9 protein-coding genes are annotated in these 17549 nt (G+C 63.4%); all 9 read right to left on the bottom strand.

Annotation, left to right across the window (positions count from 1 at the left end; all coding sequences use genetic code 11):
* Window positions 1-108: 108 nt before the first annotated feature.
* The 9 genes from V7S54_RS17095 to V7S54_RS17055 all read right to left on the bottom strand — a co-directional run bounded on the left by V7S54_RS17095 (window position 109) and on the right by V7S54_RS17055 (window position 17520).
* On the bottom strand, window positions 109-1737 hold the full coding sequence (locus V7S54_RS17095) for an alpha-D-glucose phosphate-specific phosphoglucomutase (protein WP_065375381.1): 1629 nt from the start codon (window positions 1735-1737) through the stop codon (window positions 109-111).
* A 6-nt stretch (window positions 1738-1743) separates the two neighbouring features.
* A complete protein-coding gene (glgA, locus tag V7S54_RS17090; protein WP_065375380.1) occupies window positions 1744-3186 on the bottom strand; it encodes a glycogen synthase GlgA in 1443 nt (480 codons plus the stop codon).
* A gap of 7 nt (window positions 3187-3193) precedes the next feature.
* Window positions 3194-4456, bottom strand: a complete 1263-nt coding sequence (gene glgC / locus V7S54_RS17085; protein ID WP_065375379.1) for a glucose-1-phosphate adenylyltransferase — start codon at window positions 4454-4456, stop codon at window positions 3194-3196.
* A 120-nt stretch (window positions 4457-4576) separates the two neighbouring features.
* Window positions 4577-6787, bottom strand: a complete 2211-nt coding sequence (gene glgB, locus V7S54_RS17080; protein WP_065375378.1) for a 1,4-alpha-glucan branching protein GlgB — start codon at window positions 6785-6787, stop codon at window positions 4577-4579.
* Window positions 6784-9249 carry a glycogen/starch/alpha-glucan phosphorylase gene (locus V7S54_RS17075; RefSeq protein ID WP_141679463.1) on the bottom strand — a complete coding sequence of 822 codons (2466 nt, stop codon included), beginning with the start codon at window positions 9247-9249 and terminating at the stop codon, window positions 6784-6786. The genes glgB and V7S54_RS17075 overlap by 4 nt, the downstream gene beginning before the upstream one ends.
* Before the next feature lie 219 nt (window positions 9250-9468).
* Window positions 9469-10710, bottom strand: a complete 1242-nt coding sequence (locus V7S54_RS17070; RefSeq protein WP_065375377.1) for a vWA domain-containing protein — start codon at window positions 10708-10710, stop codon at window positions 9469-9471.
* Window positions 10711-10888: 178 nt separating this feature from the next.
* Entirely contained in the window at window positions 10889-11767 is an 879-nt protein-coding gene (locus V7S54_RS17065) for a transglutaminase family protein (RefSeq protein ID WP_065375376.1), read from the bottom strand.
* A 17-nt stretch (window positions 11768-11784) separates the two neighbouring features.
* Window positions 11785-14193: a circularly permuted type 2 ATP-grasp protein gene (locus V7S54_RS17060; RefSeq protein ID WP_065375375.1), complete on the bottom strand. Its 2409-nt coding sequence runs from the start codon at window positions 14191-14193 to the stop codon at window positions 11785-11787.
* The gene (locus tag V7S54_RS17055; RefSeq protein ID WP_065375374.1) at window positions 14194-17520 is read right to left on the bottom strand and encodes a transglutaminase family protein; all 3327 of its coding nucleotides are present in this window, start codon (window positions 17518-17520) and stop codon (window positions 14194-14196) included. It abuts the gene before it with no gap.
* Between the last annotated feature and the right edge of the window lie 29 nt (window positions 17521-17549).

Genomic DNA, 17549 nt, shown 5'->3' with positions numbered 1-17549 from the left:
GTCGGCCCTCTTGTTCCAGATGTGCCCGAACACCCCCTCTGCCTTTCCGGGCAGAGGGGGGGCGGTTGACAGAAAAAGGGCCGCATGAAGCGGCCCTTGTGCAGTATCTCAGGTGATGACGCTCGGCTCGGTGCGGCCGGTGCGGGTCTTGATGCCGGCGATCTCGTCGGCAACGGCGATGAGATCGGCAAGCGCTGTCTGCGTTTCGATGTCGTGGCGCGCCGCATCCGGCTCGAAGCGCTCGATGTAGACGCGCAAAGTCGCGCCCGAGGTGCCGGTGCCCGACAGGCGGAAGACGACGCGGGAGCCGCCCTCGAACAGGATGCGGATGCCCTGGTTCTTGCTGACGGAATGATCGACCGGGTCGTTGTAGGCGAAGTCGTCTGATGTCGCGACCTTGAGTGCGCCGAAGGACTTGCCGGGCAGGCTGGCAAGCTGGTCGCGCAGGTTGGCGATCAGGCCGTTGGCGGCATCGCTATCCACTTCTTCGTAGTCATGGCGCGAATAGTAGTTGCGGCCGTAGGTCGCCCAGTGGTTCTGCACGATATCGAGCGCGCTTTCCTTGCGCGCGGCGAGAATGTTGAGCCAGAGCAGGACGGCCCAGAGGCCGTCCTTTTCGCGCACATGGTTGGAGCCGGTGCCGGCGCTTTCCTCGCCGCAGATCGTCGCCATGCCCTCGTCGAGCAGGTTGCCGAAGAACTTCCAGCCGGTCGGCGTCTCGTAGATGCCGATGCCGAGCTTCTCGGCGACGCGGTCGGCCGCACCACTCGTCGGCATCGAACGGGCAATGCCGGCGAGGCCCTTGGCGTAGCCGGGTGCCAGATGCGCGTTGGCGGCAAGCATCGCAAGACTATCGGATGGAGTGATGAAGATGCCGCGACCAATAACGAGGTTGCGGTCGCCGTCGCCGTCGGAGGCGGCGCCGAAATCCGGTGCGTCGGGCGCCATCATCGTCTCGTAGAGCGCGCGGGCGTGCACCAGGTTCGGGTCCGGGTGGTGGCCGCCGAAGTCCGGCAGCGGAATGAAGTTCATCACCGAGCCCTTCGGCGCCCCCAAACGCTTCTCGATGATCTCCTTGGCATAGGGACCGGTCACCGCGCTCATGGCGTCGAAGACGACGCGGAAGCCGCCGCCGATCAGCTTGCGGATGGCTGCGAAGTCGAAGAGGCTTTCCATCAGCTCGGCGTAGTCGGCCACCGGATCGATGACGGTCACCGTCATGCCGTCGATCTCCTGGGTGCCTTCGGCATCGAGGTTGATGTCTGCGACATCCGAAATCTTGTAGCTGTCGATCACCTTGCTGCGGGCATAGATCGCGTCGGTGACCTTTTCCGGTGCCGGACCGCCATTGCCGATATTGTACTTGATGCCGAAATCTTCGGTCGGGCCGCCGGGGTTGTGGCTGGCCGAGAGCACAATACCGCCAAATGCCTTGTACTTGCGGATGACGTTGGAGGCAGCCGGCGTCGACAGAATGCCGCCACGGCCGACGAGCACGCGGCCGAAACCGTTCGCCGCCGCCATCTTGATGGCGATCTGGATGACTTCGCGGTTGTAGTAGCGGCCGTCGCCGCCGATCACCAGGGTTTCGCCCTGAAAGCCTTCGAGCGAATCGAAGATCGACTGGATGAAGTTCTCGGCGTAGTTCTTCTGCTGGAAGACCGGGACCTTCTTGCGCAGCCCCGACGTGCCAGGTTTCTGGTCGCCATAGGGGGTTGTGGTAACCGTTCTTATCATGCTGACTTAACCTTTCCCGAGAAGACCGGAATATAGAGAGACGTAACGATCGGCACTTGTGGCCCAGGAAACGTCCGATTTCATGCCCTGGGTCTGAATTTTCGTCCAGACCTTGGGTTCGCTGTATGCACGCAGCACGCGCCGGATCGCAAGACGCAGCCCGTCGGCGTTCACGGGCGTGAACTGGAAGCCGGTGGCGACCTTGGCCGCAAGCCCGGCCTCGTTCGCGTCGATGATGGTATCGGCAAGCCCGCCGGTCCGGGCGACGACCGGCACGCAGCCGTAGCGCAGGCCATAGAGCTGCGTCAGCCCGCAGGGCTCAAACCGCGACGGGATGAGGATCGCGTCGGACCCCGCCTGCATCAGGTGCGACAGCGGCTCGTTGTAGCCGGTGACCATGCCGATATGGCCACGGTGGCGGGAGGCGGCCGCCAGCAGCGCGCCTTCGAGCGCCGCATCGCCGGAGCCGAGCACGACGAGCTTGCCACCCATAGCGACGATTTCGTCCGCGACTTCCGCCACGAGGTCCATGCCTTTCTGCCAGGTCAGCCGGCTGACGACGCAGAAGATCGGACCGTTGCCCTTTTCGAGGCCGAAGCGTTCTTCGAGCGCCCGCCGGTTGCCGGCGCGCTGCTTCAAGGTCGTGGCGCTGAAATGCTGGGCGATGTGCGGGTCGGTCTGCGGATCCCAGATATCGGCGTCGATGCCGTTGACGATGCCCGAGAGATCGGCGACGCGGCTCTTCAACAGGCCTTCGAGGCCCATGCCGAATTCCGGCGTCAGGATCTCCTGTGCATAGGACGGGCTGACCGTGGTGACGGCGTCTGCGGTCTGCAGGCCGCCCTTCAGGAAGCCGACATCGCCGTAGTATTCGACGAACTGCATCGAGAAGGCTTCCGGGGGAAGCGCAAGCTCGGGGAAGACCGAGGCGCCGAACTGGCCCTGAAAGGCGATGTTGTGGATCGTCATGACCGTCGGGGTCGCGGCAGCAGAGCCGAAATGCATGTAGACCGGCGTCAACGCCGTCTGCCAGTCATGAGCGTGGACGATGTCGGGCTTCCAGCCGGAAACGACATCGCCGCCGGCGATCTCGGCCGCCGCAAGCGAGAGTGCTGCGAAGCGGCGGAAGTTGTCGACATAGTCGCGGCCGGTCGCATCGACGTAAGGGCCGCCGTCGCGCGCGTAGAGTGCGGCCTGGTCGAGGACCAAAAGGTCGAGCCCGTCGACCTCGGCGGCCAGAATTGTCGCCGGATTGCCGAACAGGTTGGCGAAACTGCCGACCTTCTTTTTCTTCTTCAGCTTCTGCAGCACGGCAGGATAGCCGGGCACCAGGGTGCGGGTCTTGACGCCGTGCGGCACAAGCGCTGCCGGGAGCGCGCCGACGACGTCGGCGAGCCCCCCGGTCTTGATCAGCGGATAGACTTCGGACGCAACGGACAGGACGTTCATGGAGTGCCTACATTCCCAGCTTGTCGATCATCGTTTGCGTGATCAGGCAGACGCCGTTCTCCGAACGTCGGAAACGCTTGGCATCGAGCTCCGGATCGTCACCGACAACGAGCCCCTCCGGGATCACGACACGGCTGTCGATGACCACGTTGCTCAAGAGCGCATGGCGACCGATCTTCACATCGGGAAGAACTACGGCATTCTCCAGACGGGAATATGAATTTACTCTGACGCCTGTGAATAACAGGCTGCGGTTGAGCGCAGCACCGGAGATGATGCAGTCGCCGGATATGAGCGACGACGTTGCCGAGCCGCGGCGGTTTTCGTCGTCGTGCACGAATTTTGCCGGCGGCTTGATCTCGGCAAAGGTCCAGATCGGCCAGGTGCTGTCGTAGATGTCGAGCTCGGGCGTCACATGGGTCAGGTCGATGTTGGCTTGCCAATAGGCATCGATCGTGCCGACGTCGCGCCAATAGGCCTCGCGCTCGAAATCGGAGCGCACGCAGGACTGCGCAAACCGGTGGGCGACGGCTTTGCCGTTGTCGACGATGTAGGGAATGATGTCCTTGCCGAAGTCGCGGCTCGATTTCGGATCGGCGGCGTCGCGGCGCAGAAGATCCATCAGGAACTTCGTGTGGAAAACATAGATGCCCATCGAGGCAAGCGCCATGTCCGGATTGCCGGGAATACCCGGTGGGTCGGCCGGTTTCTCGACGAAGGCGATGATGCGATCCTTGTCGTCGACATGCATGACGCCGAAGCCGGTCGCCTCCATGCGCGGCACTTCGAGGCAGCCGATGGTGACGTCGGCGCCGGAATCGACGTGCTGCTGCAGCATCAATTCGTAGTCCATCTTGTAAATATGGTCGCCGGCAAGGATCACCATGTACTCGACGCCGTGGTCCTCGATGATGTCGATGTTCTGATAGACGGCGTCGGCGGTGCCCTCATACCACTGCGTCTCGGAAACGCGCTGGCTGGCCGGCAGGATGTCGAAGCTTTCGTTTCGCTCGGGGCGGAAGAAGTTCCAGCCGCGCTGCAGGTGTCGGATCAGGGAATGCGCCTTGTATTGGGTGGCGACGCCGATGCGGCGGATACCGGAGTTCAGCGCATTCGATAGCGCGAAGTCGATGATACGAGCCTTGCCGCCGAAATAAACTGCCGGCTTCGCCCGCCGGTCGGTCAGTTCCTTCAGGCGACTGCCGCGACCGCCAGCGAGAACATAGGCCATGGCATCACGTGCCAGAGGTTGCGTACGCTTTTCCACCATTTGTCCTCCCCAATCATTGACTTCCGGGGTCGTCACGGCGGCTCTTGGCGACGCCTTGCGGCCCTCGAATTTTACAATCTCGTTCCGCCTGCCGATTTCGGCTGGCGGACCGGATGAAGTTTACTCCTGCTCCAGCATCAGTGTCGCCAGAGGCGGCAGCGTGATGTTGGCCATGATTGCTCCCGTGGTGCTCTTCCCGGCATAGACGGCGCCGCCGTTGCCCTTGCCGCTCCCTCCGTAGATTTCCGCGTCAGAGTTGAGGATCTCCTTCCAACGACCTTCAACCGGCAGCGGGATGGCGTAGCTCTCCCGGTACACGGGGGTGAAATTGGTGATGACGGCGACGAGCTTTTCACCCGGCGCCTTGCGCAGCCAGGCAAAGACCGAATTGTCGCGGTCGTCGGCAAGCAGCCACTCGAAGCCGTCGCCTTCGCAATCGCGGGCATGAAGGGCGGGCTTGGCGCGGTAGGTGCCGTTGAGGTCACGCACGAGGCGCCGCATGCCCTCGTGCAGGTGATATTCGAGCAGGTTCCAGTCGAGCGCGCGCTCCTCGGACCATTCGCGCCATTGCGCGAATTCCTGTCCCATGAACAGGAGCTTCTTGCCGGGATAGCCCCACATGAAGGCGTAATAGGCCCTGAGATTGGCAAACTTCTGCCAGTCGTCGCCGGCCATCTTGGCGATCAGCGATCCCTTGCCGTGCACGACTTCGTCATGGGACAGCGGCAAGACAAAGTTTTCGCTGAAGGCGTAGAGCAGGCCGAAGGTCAGGTCGTTGTGGTGGAACTTGCGGTGCACCGGCTCGCGCGACAGATATTGCAGCGTGTCGTGCATGAAGCCCATGTTCCACTTGAAGCCGAAGCCGAGACCCCCGGCATGGACCGGATGCGACACATTCGGCCAGGAGGTCGATTCCTCGGCGATCGTCAGGATGCCCTTATGGGATCCGTAGATTTCCGTGTTCAGCGTCTGCAGGAAGCGAACCGCCTCGAGGTTCTCGTTGCCGCCATACTCGTTCGGCACCCACTCGCCGTGCTTGCGCGAGTAGTCGAGGTAGAGCATCGAGGCGACCGCATCGACGCGCAAGCCGTCGACATGGAACTTCTCGGCCCAATAGAGCGCGTTGTTGACGAGGAATGACAGCACTTCCTGCCGACCGAAATTGTAGATTGCCGTGTTCCAGTCCGGGTGAAAGCCCTGGCGCGGATCTTCGTGTTCGTAAAGTGCCGTGCCGTCGAACCAGCGCAAACCGTGCTCGTCGGTCGGGAAATGCGCCGGCACCCAGTCGAGGATGACGCCGATGCCGACCTTGTGGCAGCCGTTGACGAAACGCGCAAAGCCTTCCGGCTCGCCAAAGCGGGCGGTGGGCGCATAGAGCCCTGTCGTCTGGTAGCCCCAGGACGGATCGAAGGGAAACTCCGAGATCGGCAGGAACTCGATATGGGTGAAGCCCATGTCGACGCAATAGGGGATCAGCCGGTCGGCAAGCTCGTCCCAGGAGAGCATTTCGCCATTGTCGCGGCGCTGCCAGGAGCCGGCATGGACCTCGTAGATCGAGATCGGCTGGCGCCGGGCATCGATCGACGCCCAATGCTTTCGATGCGCCTCGTCGTCCCAGGTCTGCGCGATCTCCGGCGTCGTCATTGAGGCGGTATTCGGCCGCAGTTCGGAGCGCCGGGCAAAGGGATCGGCCTTCAGCGGCAGCAGCGTGCCGTTGCGATCGAGGATCTCGTATTTATAGGCAAGGCCGCCCTCGACGCCGGGAATGAAGATTTCCCAGATGCCGGTGTCGGTGCGCAGCCGCATGACGTGGCGCCGGCCGTCCCAGTCGTTGAACTGGCCGACGACGGAAACACGCTTGGCATTGGGCGCCCAGACGGCAAAGTGATAACCCTCGGCACCGTCGTGGTGGATCGGGTGCGCGCCCATCTTGTCAAACAGCCGGAGGTGCGAACCTTCGCGGATGTAGTAGTCGTCCATCGGGCCGAGCACCGGACCGAAGCTATAGGGATCGACGACGATCCATTCGCCGCCCTCATTGCGGGCGCGGTAGCGCACCGGCTGGGGTTTCTTCAGCGACACGGACCCTTCGAAGAAGCCGGCGTCGTCACGCCGCTCGAGCGTGCCGAGTTCCTTTCCGGCAAGTGTTTCCACCACGACGGTTTCGGCATCGGGAATGAAACAGCGGGCAAGGACGGCCTTGCCGGCGGGGTGCACGCCGAGGACCGCGAAGGGGTCTTCGTGCGTGCCCGAAAGAATGGCCGCGATATCCGGCGGTGACAGCAGACCTGAAGCTGCGGGTTCCGGGTCCTTGCCGGCCGAAGGCGTCATCCAGCTCTCCAGATTTCCCCGGCATATTGCCGGATGGTGCGATCGGATGAGAACCAGCCCATCCGTGCGGTGTTGCGGATGGCCTGCGCATACCAGTCGGACGGTGTCGTCCAGAGCTGGTCGATCTCGCGTTGGGCCTTGGCATAGGCCTCGAAATCGGCGGCGACCATGAACCAGTCGTGATTGTAAAGACCGTCGATAAGACCGGAGAAGCGGTTGCGGTCATCCGGCGAGAACACGCCGGAGGCGATCGCCTGGAGCGCCTGCGACAGTTCGCGCGAGCCTTCGATGATGGCGCGCGGATTGTGGCCCTCGGCTCTTGCCCTGGTCACCTCTTCGGCGGTCATGCCGAAGATCTTGATGTTTTCCTCGCCGATCCAGTCGCGCATCTCGACATTGGCGCCGTCAAGCGTGCCGATCGTCAGAGCGCCGTTCAGTGCGAACTTCATGTTGCCGGTGCCAGAGGCTTCCATGCCGGCGGTCGAAATCTGCTCGGAGAGGTCGGCGGCCGGAACCATGATCTCGGCGAGCGAGACGTTGTAATTCGGAACGAAGACGATCTTGAGCAGGCCACGCACGGCCGGGTCGTTGTTGACGACCCGGGCGACGTCGTTGGCAAGTTTGATGATCAGCTTGGCATTGTGATAGCTCGGCGCCGCCTTGCCGGCAAAGAGCTTGACGCGCGGCACCCAGTCGAGCTCCGGATGCGAGCGGATCTGGTCGTAGAGCGCAACCGCCTCGATGATGTTGAGAAGCTGGCGCTTGTATTCGTGGATGCGCTTGATCTGAATGTCGAACATCGCCGACGGATCGAGCCTGATGCCGAGCCGGCTCTGCACGAGCTGGGCGAGGCGGACCTTGTTGGCGCGCTTGACGGCGGCGAAATGCTCCTGGAAATCCGCCTTGCCCGAGAAGGCGTCGAGTGCCTGCAGCGCCTCGGTATTGTCCATGAACTCGTCGCCGATCGCGTCGCGGATCAGGCCGAAAAGACCAGGATTGCACTGCATCAGCCAGCGGCGCGGGGTGATGCCGTTGGTCTTGTTGTTGATGCGATCGGGATAGAGTTTGTGCAGGTCGGCAAAGACCGTTTCCTTCATCAGCTCCGTATGCAGTGCCGAAACGCCATTGATCGAATGCGAACCGACGAAGGCAAGGTTGCCCATGCGCACGCGACGTTCGCCACTCTCGTCGATCAGCGAGATGTTGCGGATATCGTCGTCCGTTGCGCCCTTCTGCCGGCGCGCCTCGATCAGGATCTTGGCATTGATCGCATAGACGATCTGCATATGGCGCGGCAGCAGCCGCTCGATGAGCGGCACCGGCCAGCTTTCCAGCGCCTCCGGCAGAAGCGTGTGGTTGGTGTAGGAGATCGTGCGGCGGGTGATGTCCCAGGCCTGCTCGAAATCGAGGCCGTGCAGATCCGTCAGGAGGCGCACCAGTTCGGCAACGGAGATGGCCGGGTGGGTGTCGTTCAACTGAATGGCGACGGCGTCCGGCAGCGAGGTGAAGTCCGGATATTGCTGAAGATGCCGGCGCAGGATGTCCTGCAGCGAGGCGGAGGAGAAGAAATATTCCTGGCGCAGCCGCAGTTCCTGGCCGGCCGGCGTCGCGTCGGCGGGATAGAGAACGCGGGTCAGGCTTTCCGCCTTGTTGCTCTCGCGCAGCGCGCCGATGTGGTCGCCGGCGTTGAAGGCGGCAAGCAGGATCGGGTCGATCGGCTGTGCCGTCCAGAGGCGGAGCGTGTTGACGCGTTTTGCCCGCCAGCCGACGGCGGGCGTGTCGAAGGCGGTGGCGATAACGCGCTCGGCCGGCTTCCAGACGAAACGCTGGATTTCCTCGTCGACATTGGCTGTCTCGACGACCCCGCCGAAGCCGATTTCGTAGGAGCTTTCGCGCCGTTCGAACTCCCAGGGATTGCCGTGGGCGAGCCAGGTTTCCGGCAGCTCCACCTGCCAGCCGTCGGCCATCTGCTGGCGGAAAAGGCCGTGCATGTAGCGGATGCCGTAGCCATAGGCTGGCACGTCGACGGTCGCCATCGACTCCATGAAACAGGCGGCGAGACGGCCGAGACCGCCGTTGCCGAGGGCCGCATCCGGCTCGAGCTGGGCGACGACGTCGATATCGACGCCGAGCGAGGCGAGCGCATCGCGCATCTCGTCCATCAGGCCGATATTGGTCATGGCGTCGCGCATCAGGCGGCCGATGAGGAACTCGAGCGAGAGGTAGTAGACGCGCTTTGCACCGGTCGCGTAGGTCTTGCGGGTGGAATCCATCCACTTGTCGGTGATGCGGTCGCGCGCGACCAGAATCGCCGCCGTCAGCCAGTCGTGCGGCTTGGCAACCTTCGGATCCTTGCCGATGCGATACTTCAGGCGTTCGAGGATTTCGACGGCGAGCTGGCCGGGTTCGGACGACCTCAGGGCGGGCTGCGGCACGTCGTTGGTGGAGAGCCTGTTCATCATGAAACTGTCTTTACCCTTTTGCGTTGGGAGGTCGCAGGTCGGACCCGACCGGGGATGAAGGCAATTTATGCATCGATCCGAAGCGCTTGCAACAGATGTTTTTAAATGGATTAGAACTGTCTCAAACGGTGGGAAGCCGTTGGTGGAGCAGGTCGGCGATACCGAAAGCAAATGCCGCCCGGCGGGACCGGGCGGCAAGGAGGGCACAGGTTTGGTGTTTTATTTCGTCAGGCGCGTAGCCATGGCCGAGGCTTTTTCGCCGATCGCCTTGAAGGCTGCGATCAGATCGGCGGCTTCTTCCGCCTGGAAGTAATTCGCTTCGGTCGTCGCGCAGGCCTTGAGCAACGCCTTGCCGCGATCGGGCGCCATGAAGGCGACGGTATAGACCTGAACTTTGTTCTTTCGTGCGGTGTCGCACCACGTCAGGGTTGTCGTGTCGTCGCTCGTGTTGTTGTTGTCGCCGTCGGTCATGAAGACGATGTACTTTGTGGGAACCTGGCCGTTCTTAGCCTTGTGGGCGTCATCCTCGGTCGTCGCGGCAACGCGGTTGTAGGCTGTCTTGAACGCGTTGCCCGATGCAGTGCCACCTGTTGCGACAAGGGCGTTCACATAAGTCGAGGTGCCGGTTGTACCCCATGCGAGGTTCCCTGCCGTGTCCTGGGCGGAATTGTAGGAGACGGCCGCCGTGCGGACATAAAGAGTGTTCGGGTCGGCGGTGTTCAACTGCTTGAGCAAATCGCCGACTGCGGTTTTCAGCGCGTCGATCTTCGTCACGTAGCAGGGGCTGCTTGCCTTCAGGTTCGGATACCTGCTCCAGTTCGATTCCGTGTAGTTCGGGCACGACGTCTTGGTCGTGTCCTTCGTATTGGTCTTCCAGGCCATGGAGCCGGAGCGGTCGAGCACCAGATACATCGAGAGCGCATTCTTGCTCTCTGTCGCGCTTTCGGCGGTGGCACGGGTTTCGATGTCGATTGACGTCTTCCCGAGCAAGCGTGTCATCGCGTTAAACTGGAACGTCTGCTTGTTCAGGACCTTGACGTTGTAGGCCTTGCCGGTAGGGCCATTGCTGCTTTCAATGATCTCGATGACCGGCTGGCTGGCCGCTGACGCCTCCGCCGAAGCGGTTTTGGCCAGCGATCCCGTGCCGCCTGGATCATTCCCGCCGGGAACGTCGACGCTGGTGCCACCCGACTGGTTGTTGAGGAAGGCCGCGGCTATTTCCTTTGCCTTCGCAATCGTTGGTGGATCCTTCGAAACCAGAGAAGAGGCCGCCGCAAGCGCTGCTGCATCCGCTGCATCCTGCATTTGGTTCTTGGCCGTCATCATGCCGGCCATATCTATGGCGACGCCGCCGGCTGCCAACATCAATGGCGCTGCGAGTGCGGCCATAATGCCGAAATTGCCACCCCGGTCCTTGAGCATCGCTACGAAGGACCGGCCTACAGTGTATCGTCTTCCCATCTTTGCACACCCCAAAGGAACACGTTGCAAGCTTGCGGGCATCAATAGCGTCGATGGCTTACGATTTCGTTCCGGCGATCGCTGCAATTTTAACGGAATGCAGGAAAACCAGTGCTTACAGCGGGTTCCGCGGCATATGCCGTGTATGAAAACGAGAATTGGGGTGTGTCAATTCGGGTCAGGGCACGGGAATGACGTCGACGGCCTGTTTTGTCGTCTGGCTGCCATAGCTTTTCAGGACCCCGATGACGGGCGCAACGTCGCCATAGTCGCGCCCGTGACCGACGACGATATGGTCGGTTCCTGCCGGAATATTGTTGGTCGGGTCGAGTTCGAGCCAGCCGCCCGTGGTGCCGCACCAGATCCGCACCCAGGCGTGCATGGCGTCGGCACCCTCGAGGCGTTCCTTGCCGGGCGGAGGGATTGTCCGCAGGAAGCCGCTGACATAGCCGGCGGGGATCCCGAGGCTTCGCAGCGCCACGATCATCACATGGGCGAAATCCTGGCAGACGCCGCGCTTCAGCTTGAACGCCTCGCCCGGTGTCGTGTTCACCGTCGTGGCCTCGCCGTCATAGGTGAAATCGTGGTGGATGCGATCGCACAATGCTGCGGCAATCTGTCGGACCGTCATGGTGTCCGTGATGGTTCCCTGCGCGTAGGCGGCAATTTCAGGCACTTCCGGCAGGAGCGGGCTTGGTCCCGTGAAGTGATGCGGTGCGTCGGCGTCAACGGACCAGCAGGCGGAGAGCTCGGCCGGCAGACCGGCGAGGTCAGGCGAAAAGTCCGCGGTCAAGGGCTGCGGCTCGACTTGTACCCGCGCTTGCATGCGGATCGTCAGGTCGTCGTGAGAGGACCGAAACAGGATCGAGGTGAAAGGGTTGGCGAAGAAGTCGATGCTTTCGGCGCGCTCGGCCGGCATTGGCTGGCAGCTCAGCGAACCGACGATGAGCCGTTGGCGACCGGGGAGCGTCGCCGGCATCACGCGCACGAGATGGCGGCCGCCGGAAACCGGTACTTCATAGTCGTAGGTGATCTTCAGGCTGATATCGTAGAGCATGTCCGTCCCTTCGCCCGCTAGCCGAGATAGGTTCGCGCAAGCAGATCGGAGAGGCTTTCGAGATCCCGCTCCAGGCGATTGTAGACACCGAGGTTCATCGCTTCCGGCGTCATCACCGCGAGGCCCGAATGCAGACGCATCGCCTCGCGGTAGAAGGGTGACATCTGCCCATTGACGAAGGCGTTCGGCAGCAGTTCCACCTCGGTCTTGATCTCGTTCAACTGGTATTGCACGGAGCGCGGGTTGAGCGGGTCGAGTGCCAAAAGGTCGGTCACGGTCAAGGCGGCGGTGCTGACATTGTAGCGCCGGCGATGGGTCATGACGCTGTCGCCGATCTCGAGCAGCATGTCGTAGGCACCGTCGGGCGCATCCGGGCCCGACATATGGCCGAGCAGCCGCGTCATGTGAAGGCCGCGCTCCAGGTATCGGCCGATCGACAGAAAGCGCCACCCGGTGAAACGGTACATGTTTTCATGCACGAGACCGGCAAAGCCGGCGAGCTTGCGGAGCAGCACCGTCATCGCGCGCGTCGCATCGTCGCCGGCCTGCACCGTCGCGTGGAACTTGCGCGCGGTCTGCGACAGGTCGTTGAGCGCCAACCATCCGTCCGGGGAGAATCGGTCGCGGATGTTGCCGGCGCTGAAAAGGGCGCTCGCGATATTGGCGAGCAGACTGTCGGGCACTGGCTGGCGCGTGTCGATGTCCAGCGCGCCTAGATAATCGCTGACGTCCCTCAGGAGCGGCAGGTCCGGATCGGCGGTTTCGGCGAAGCGGCCATGCCACGCGCGCAGGATGCGCAGCGCCCCTTCCGAACGCTCGATGTAGCGGCCGAGCCAGAAGAGATTGTCGGCGGCCCGGCTCGGCAGGCTCCCCGGCATGTTGCGGGTGAAGCTTTCTTCGGCCGGAAGCAGCGTCGTGCGTTCCACCGGCCGGTCGCTGACGATCCAGACGTCGGCGGCAGTGCCGCCTGCCTGCATGGCGATTGCCGCGACATCGTCGCCGGAGCCGATGCGGGCGAAACCGCCGGGCATGATCTGCCAGCCGTCACGGGTGCGTGCTGCAAAAACGCGCAGGCTCATGGGCCGTGGCGTCAGCCGGCCGCGAACCCAGGCGGGAGTGGTCGAGAGCGTGACGACCTCCTGGCCGACGAGATTGCCGCCCTCGGCGCCGAGCCAATCGGCGATCGAGGCGCGGGCTTGCTCGTCGAGCGTGGCGCCGAGCACCGACTGGCCGTTGTCATCGAAAAAGGGGCGCGTCGCATAGGCCGGGCCGATGACCATGCGATCGAGGTTGGCAGCGACCTGTTCGCGCTCGGCCGGCTGTCCACACCACCAGGTGGCGATCGAGGGGAGCTTCTGCTCCTCGCCGAGCAAATGGTGGCAGATCGCCGGCAGAAAGGCGAGGAAGGCGCGTGTCTCGACGATGCCGGTGCCGAGCGCGTTGACGATCGAGACGGAGCCGGCGCGAAGCGCCTCGACGATGCCGGGTGTGCCGATATGCGAGGACTGGTTGAGCTCGAGGGGATCTGCAAAGGCGGCATCAAGGCGCCGCCAGAGCACGCCCACCGGCTTGAGGCCGGCGACGGTTCGCACCATCACCCGGCCGCCCAGGACCGTCAGGTCTTCACCTTCAAGCAGCATGAAGCCCAGGTAGCGGGCGATATAGGCGTGTTCGAAATAGGTCTCGTTGGCGATGCCGGGCGAAAGCACGGCGATGCGGTCATCCGGATGCAGCTTGCGGCTCTGAAGCGCGTCTCGGAATTCACCGAAGAAGCCCGCCAGTCGGTGGACATGGGATTCCGCGTAGAGATTGGAAAAGGCGCGCGTGGTCGCGACCCGGTTCTCCAATGCGAAGCCGGCGCCGGAGGGCGCTTCGGTGCGGTCCGAAAGCACCCACCAATTGCCGTCGGGGCCGCGGCCGATCTCGAAGGATACGAAATGCAGGAAATGACCATCGGCCGGCTTCACGCCGACGAGCGGCCGTAGGAACTCCGGGTTTGAGGCGACCAGTGCCGGCGGCAGGAGGCCCTCGCGCACCAGCCGGTTCTCGCCGTAGACATCGGCGACCACCTTCTCCAGCAGTTCGGCACGCTGCACGAGCCCTTGTGAAACCGTTGCCCATTCCTTCTCGTCTATCAGGACGGGGATATGCGACAGCGGCCAGTTCCGGTCGGAAGCCTCCTTGGCACCGTAGACACGGTAGAAGACGCCAGCGTCGCGCAGGTAGCGGTCGGCGCGGGCGAAGCGGTTGGCAAGTTCCGTTTCGTCGAGCCGCCCCAGGGTCGCGAGTAGCCGCTGCCAGACGGGGCGGACATTGCCCTCCCGGTCGAGCATCTCGTCGGCGATATCAGGAAGGGCGCGGTAACCGAAGACCGGATCGTCCTCTGTGCCCCGATGGCTCTCGGCGGCTGTTTGCTTTTTCGCCATTTACGCTCCTGGCGGACGCCTGAGATCAAGCGTCATCGGGAATTCCATCGACGGGCTTTCCGGGCGTAGCGGATATCCACCTGGCGTATGACCCCAGGGCTCGAACCGCGACAGGCGCCGCGCCTCCGCCTCGTTGCCGTTGACCGGAAACGTGTCGTAGCTGCGCCCACCCGGGTGGGCGACGTGGTAGATGCATCCGCCAATCGCCCGATTCGACCATGTATCATAGATATCGAATGTAAGGGGAGTGTTGACCGGCAGGACCGGGTGCAGGCCCGAGGCCGGCTGCCAGGCCTTGTAGCGGACGCCGGCAACGGCTGAGCCGTTGGTGCCGGTGCGCGTCAACGGCACGGGCCGACCGTTGCAGGCGAGCGTGTAGCGCTCGGGATTGGCAGTATCGAGCTTCACCTGCAGGCGCTCGACCGAGCTGTCGACATAGCGCACGGTTCCGCCGATCGCGCCCTGTTCACCCATCACGTGCCAGGGTTCGAGCGCCTGACGGATTTCGAGCCTGGCGTCCTGGTATTCGACCTCGCCGCAGAAGGGGAAACGGAACTCCAGCTGGGCCTCGAACCATTCGGGCTTCAAGTCGAAGCCGTGGGCGCGAAGATCGGCGAGCACTTCGAGAAAATCCTGCCAGACATGGTGCGGCAGCATGAAGCGATCATGCAGCGTCGTCCCCCAGCGCACGAAGCGGCCATCGACCGGGTGCTTCCAGAAGCGAGCGATGAGGGCGCGCACCAGCAGTTGCTGGGCAAGCGACATGCGGGCGTTCGGCGGCATCTCGAAGCCGCGGAACTCGACGAGGCCGAGACGCCCGGTCGGACCATCCGGCGAGAACAGCTTGTCGATGCAGATCTCGGCACGGTGGGTGTTGCCGGTGACATCGACGAGCAGATTGCGGAACAGCCGGTCGATCAGCCAAGGCAGGGGTGGCGGGGTCGCCGAACCCGGCATCGGCACCTGAGCGAGCGCGATTTCAAGCTCATAGAGCTGATCGTGCCGGGCCTCGTCGATGCGCGGCGCCTGTGATGTCGGGCCGATGAAGAGGCCGGAGAACAGATAGGAAAGCGACGGGTGGCGCTGCCAGTGCAGGACGACGCTCTTCAGGAGGTCCGGGCGTCGCAGGAACGGACTGTCGTTGGGATTGGCACCGCCGACGACCACGTGGTTGCCGCCGCCGGTACCGGTGTGACGTCCGTCGATCATGAACTTGTCGGCGCCAAGCCGGCTCTGCCGCGCCTCTTCGTAGACCGCCGTGGTGATGTCGACGCAATCCTGCCAGTTGGCTGCCGGATGGATATTGACCTCGATCACGCCCGGGTCCGGCGCAACGCGGATGACATTGATGCGCTCGTCCTGCGGCGGCGCATAGCCCTCGATGTGTACGGGCAGCCCGATCGCGGCTGCAGCGCGTTCTGCGGAGGCGATCAGCTCGAGATATTCCTCGATGCTGGCCATCGGCGGCATGAAGACGCAGAGCCTGCCGTCGCGCGGCTCGACGCTGATGGCGGTGCGCACCAGCCCGGCGATTTCGTCGCGTGGCTGTGCCTGCGGGGTTTCCGGTACTTCCGCGGCTTGAAAGCGGGAATGCTGCGGGCGGGCGGTGCTCTCGGCGAAGTCAGGCAGATCGTTCCGGGGAACGGTCGGATCGACCGGATGGATATAGGGATAGGCGGAGGGCGCGACATAGGGCAAGGCGCCGAGCGGCAGGCGATAACCGACGGGGCTGTCGCCGGGAACGAGGAAGATGCGGCCGCGGCGCGTCTGCCATTTCTCGCTCATCCACCGCACGCCAGTGGCACGCGCATTCCAGGCCTGCACAGGCAGCACGTAGCCGGTCGGTGCCGTCAGGCCGCGTTCGAAGACGCGGGCCATGCGGCTGCGCTCTTCGGGGTCCTTCAGCTTGGAATTGGAGGGATCGACGTTCTCGGGGAGGTTTGCCTCCTTCAGCAGCCAGTCGGCGGGGTCTTCGAAGGCCGGTACGACCATCTCGGTCGGCACGCTCAATTCGCCTGCCATCAGATGCAACAGACGTTCGGCGTCTTTCGCGGTGACGTCGTGGCGGCCTGCCTCCTCGGCGATGAGGTCGGGGCGGCGCCAGATCGGCACGCCGTCCTTGCGCCAGTAGAGCGAGAAGGTCCAGCGCGGCAGGCTTTCGCCGGGATACCACTTGCCCTGGCCGTAATGCAGGAAACCGCCGGGGGCGAAGCGCTCGCGCAGCCGGCGGATCAGCGCATCCGCCTTCTCGCGCTTGGTCGGGCCGACCGCGTCAGTGTTCCACTCCTCGGACTCGAAGTCGTCGATGGAGACGAAGGTCGGCTCGCCGCCCATCGTCAGCCGTATGTCGTTTTCCTGGAGCACGCGATCGACCTGCTCTCCGAGCGCATTCAGAGCTTCCCAGCTTTCGTCGGAGAAGGGCTTGGTGATGCGCGGATGTTCGGCGACACGTGTCACCTTCATGTCGAAGGCGAAATCGGTTCGGGTGTCGGGATCTCCGAAGAAGCCGCCGGAGATCGGCGCGGCGTTGCGATAATGGGGCGTTGCGGCAAGCGGAATGTGGCTTTCGCCGGTCAAGAGGCCCGAGGTGGGGTCGAGCCCGACCCAGCCGGCGCCAGGCAGATAGACCTCGGCCCAGGCATGCAGGTCGGTAAAGTCGTGGTCGGTGCCCGAGGGGCCGTCGAGCGCCTTGAGATCGGGCGTGAGCTGGATGAGATAGCCGGAGACGAAACGGGCGGCGAAGCCGAGATTGCGCAGGATCTGGACCAGCAGCCAGCTCGAATCGCGACAGGAACCGCGCGCCGACGTCAATGTGTCCTCCGGCGTCTGCACACCCGGCTCCATGCGGATGACGTAGCCGATTTCGCTTTGCAGACGCGCATTGAGCCCGACGACCATGTCGATGGTGCGTTGCCGCGAACGGTCGACTGTCGCGAGGAAAGCACCAAGCGCCGGGCCGACCGGTTCCGGTGTCATGTAAATCTTGAGGTCTTCACCGAGGTCTTCAGGATAGGGGAAGGGCCAGTGCTCGGCCTCTTCTTCGACGAAAAAGTCGAAGGGGTTGTAGACGGTCATGTCGGCGACGAGATCGACCTCGATCTTCAACTCGCTGACCGGATCGGGAAAGACGAAGCGGGCAAGGTAGTTGCCGTAGGGATCCTGCTGCAGGTTGACGAAATGATTGGCGGGCGAAACCTTCAGCGAGTGGCTGATGACCTTCGTCTTGGAATGGGCCGCAGGCTTCAGGCGGATGATCTGCGGCGACAGCCTTATGGGACGGTCATAGGTGTAGTGGGTCAGATGGTAGATGCTGGCCTTGATCGACATACCGGATTTGATCCCCTTCGTGGCGGGTC

Origin of the sequence: Ensifer sp. CCNWLY38 (assembly GCF_037120565.1) — a bacterium.
GTDB classification, from domain to species: Bacteria; Pseudomonadota; Alphaproteobacteria; order Rhizobiales; family Rhizobiaceae; genus Ensifer; species Ensifer adhaerens_H.
The sequence above is the reverse complement of the archived record's forward strand: the minus strand, read 5'-3'. Positions and strand labels throughout refer to the sequence as shown.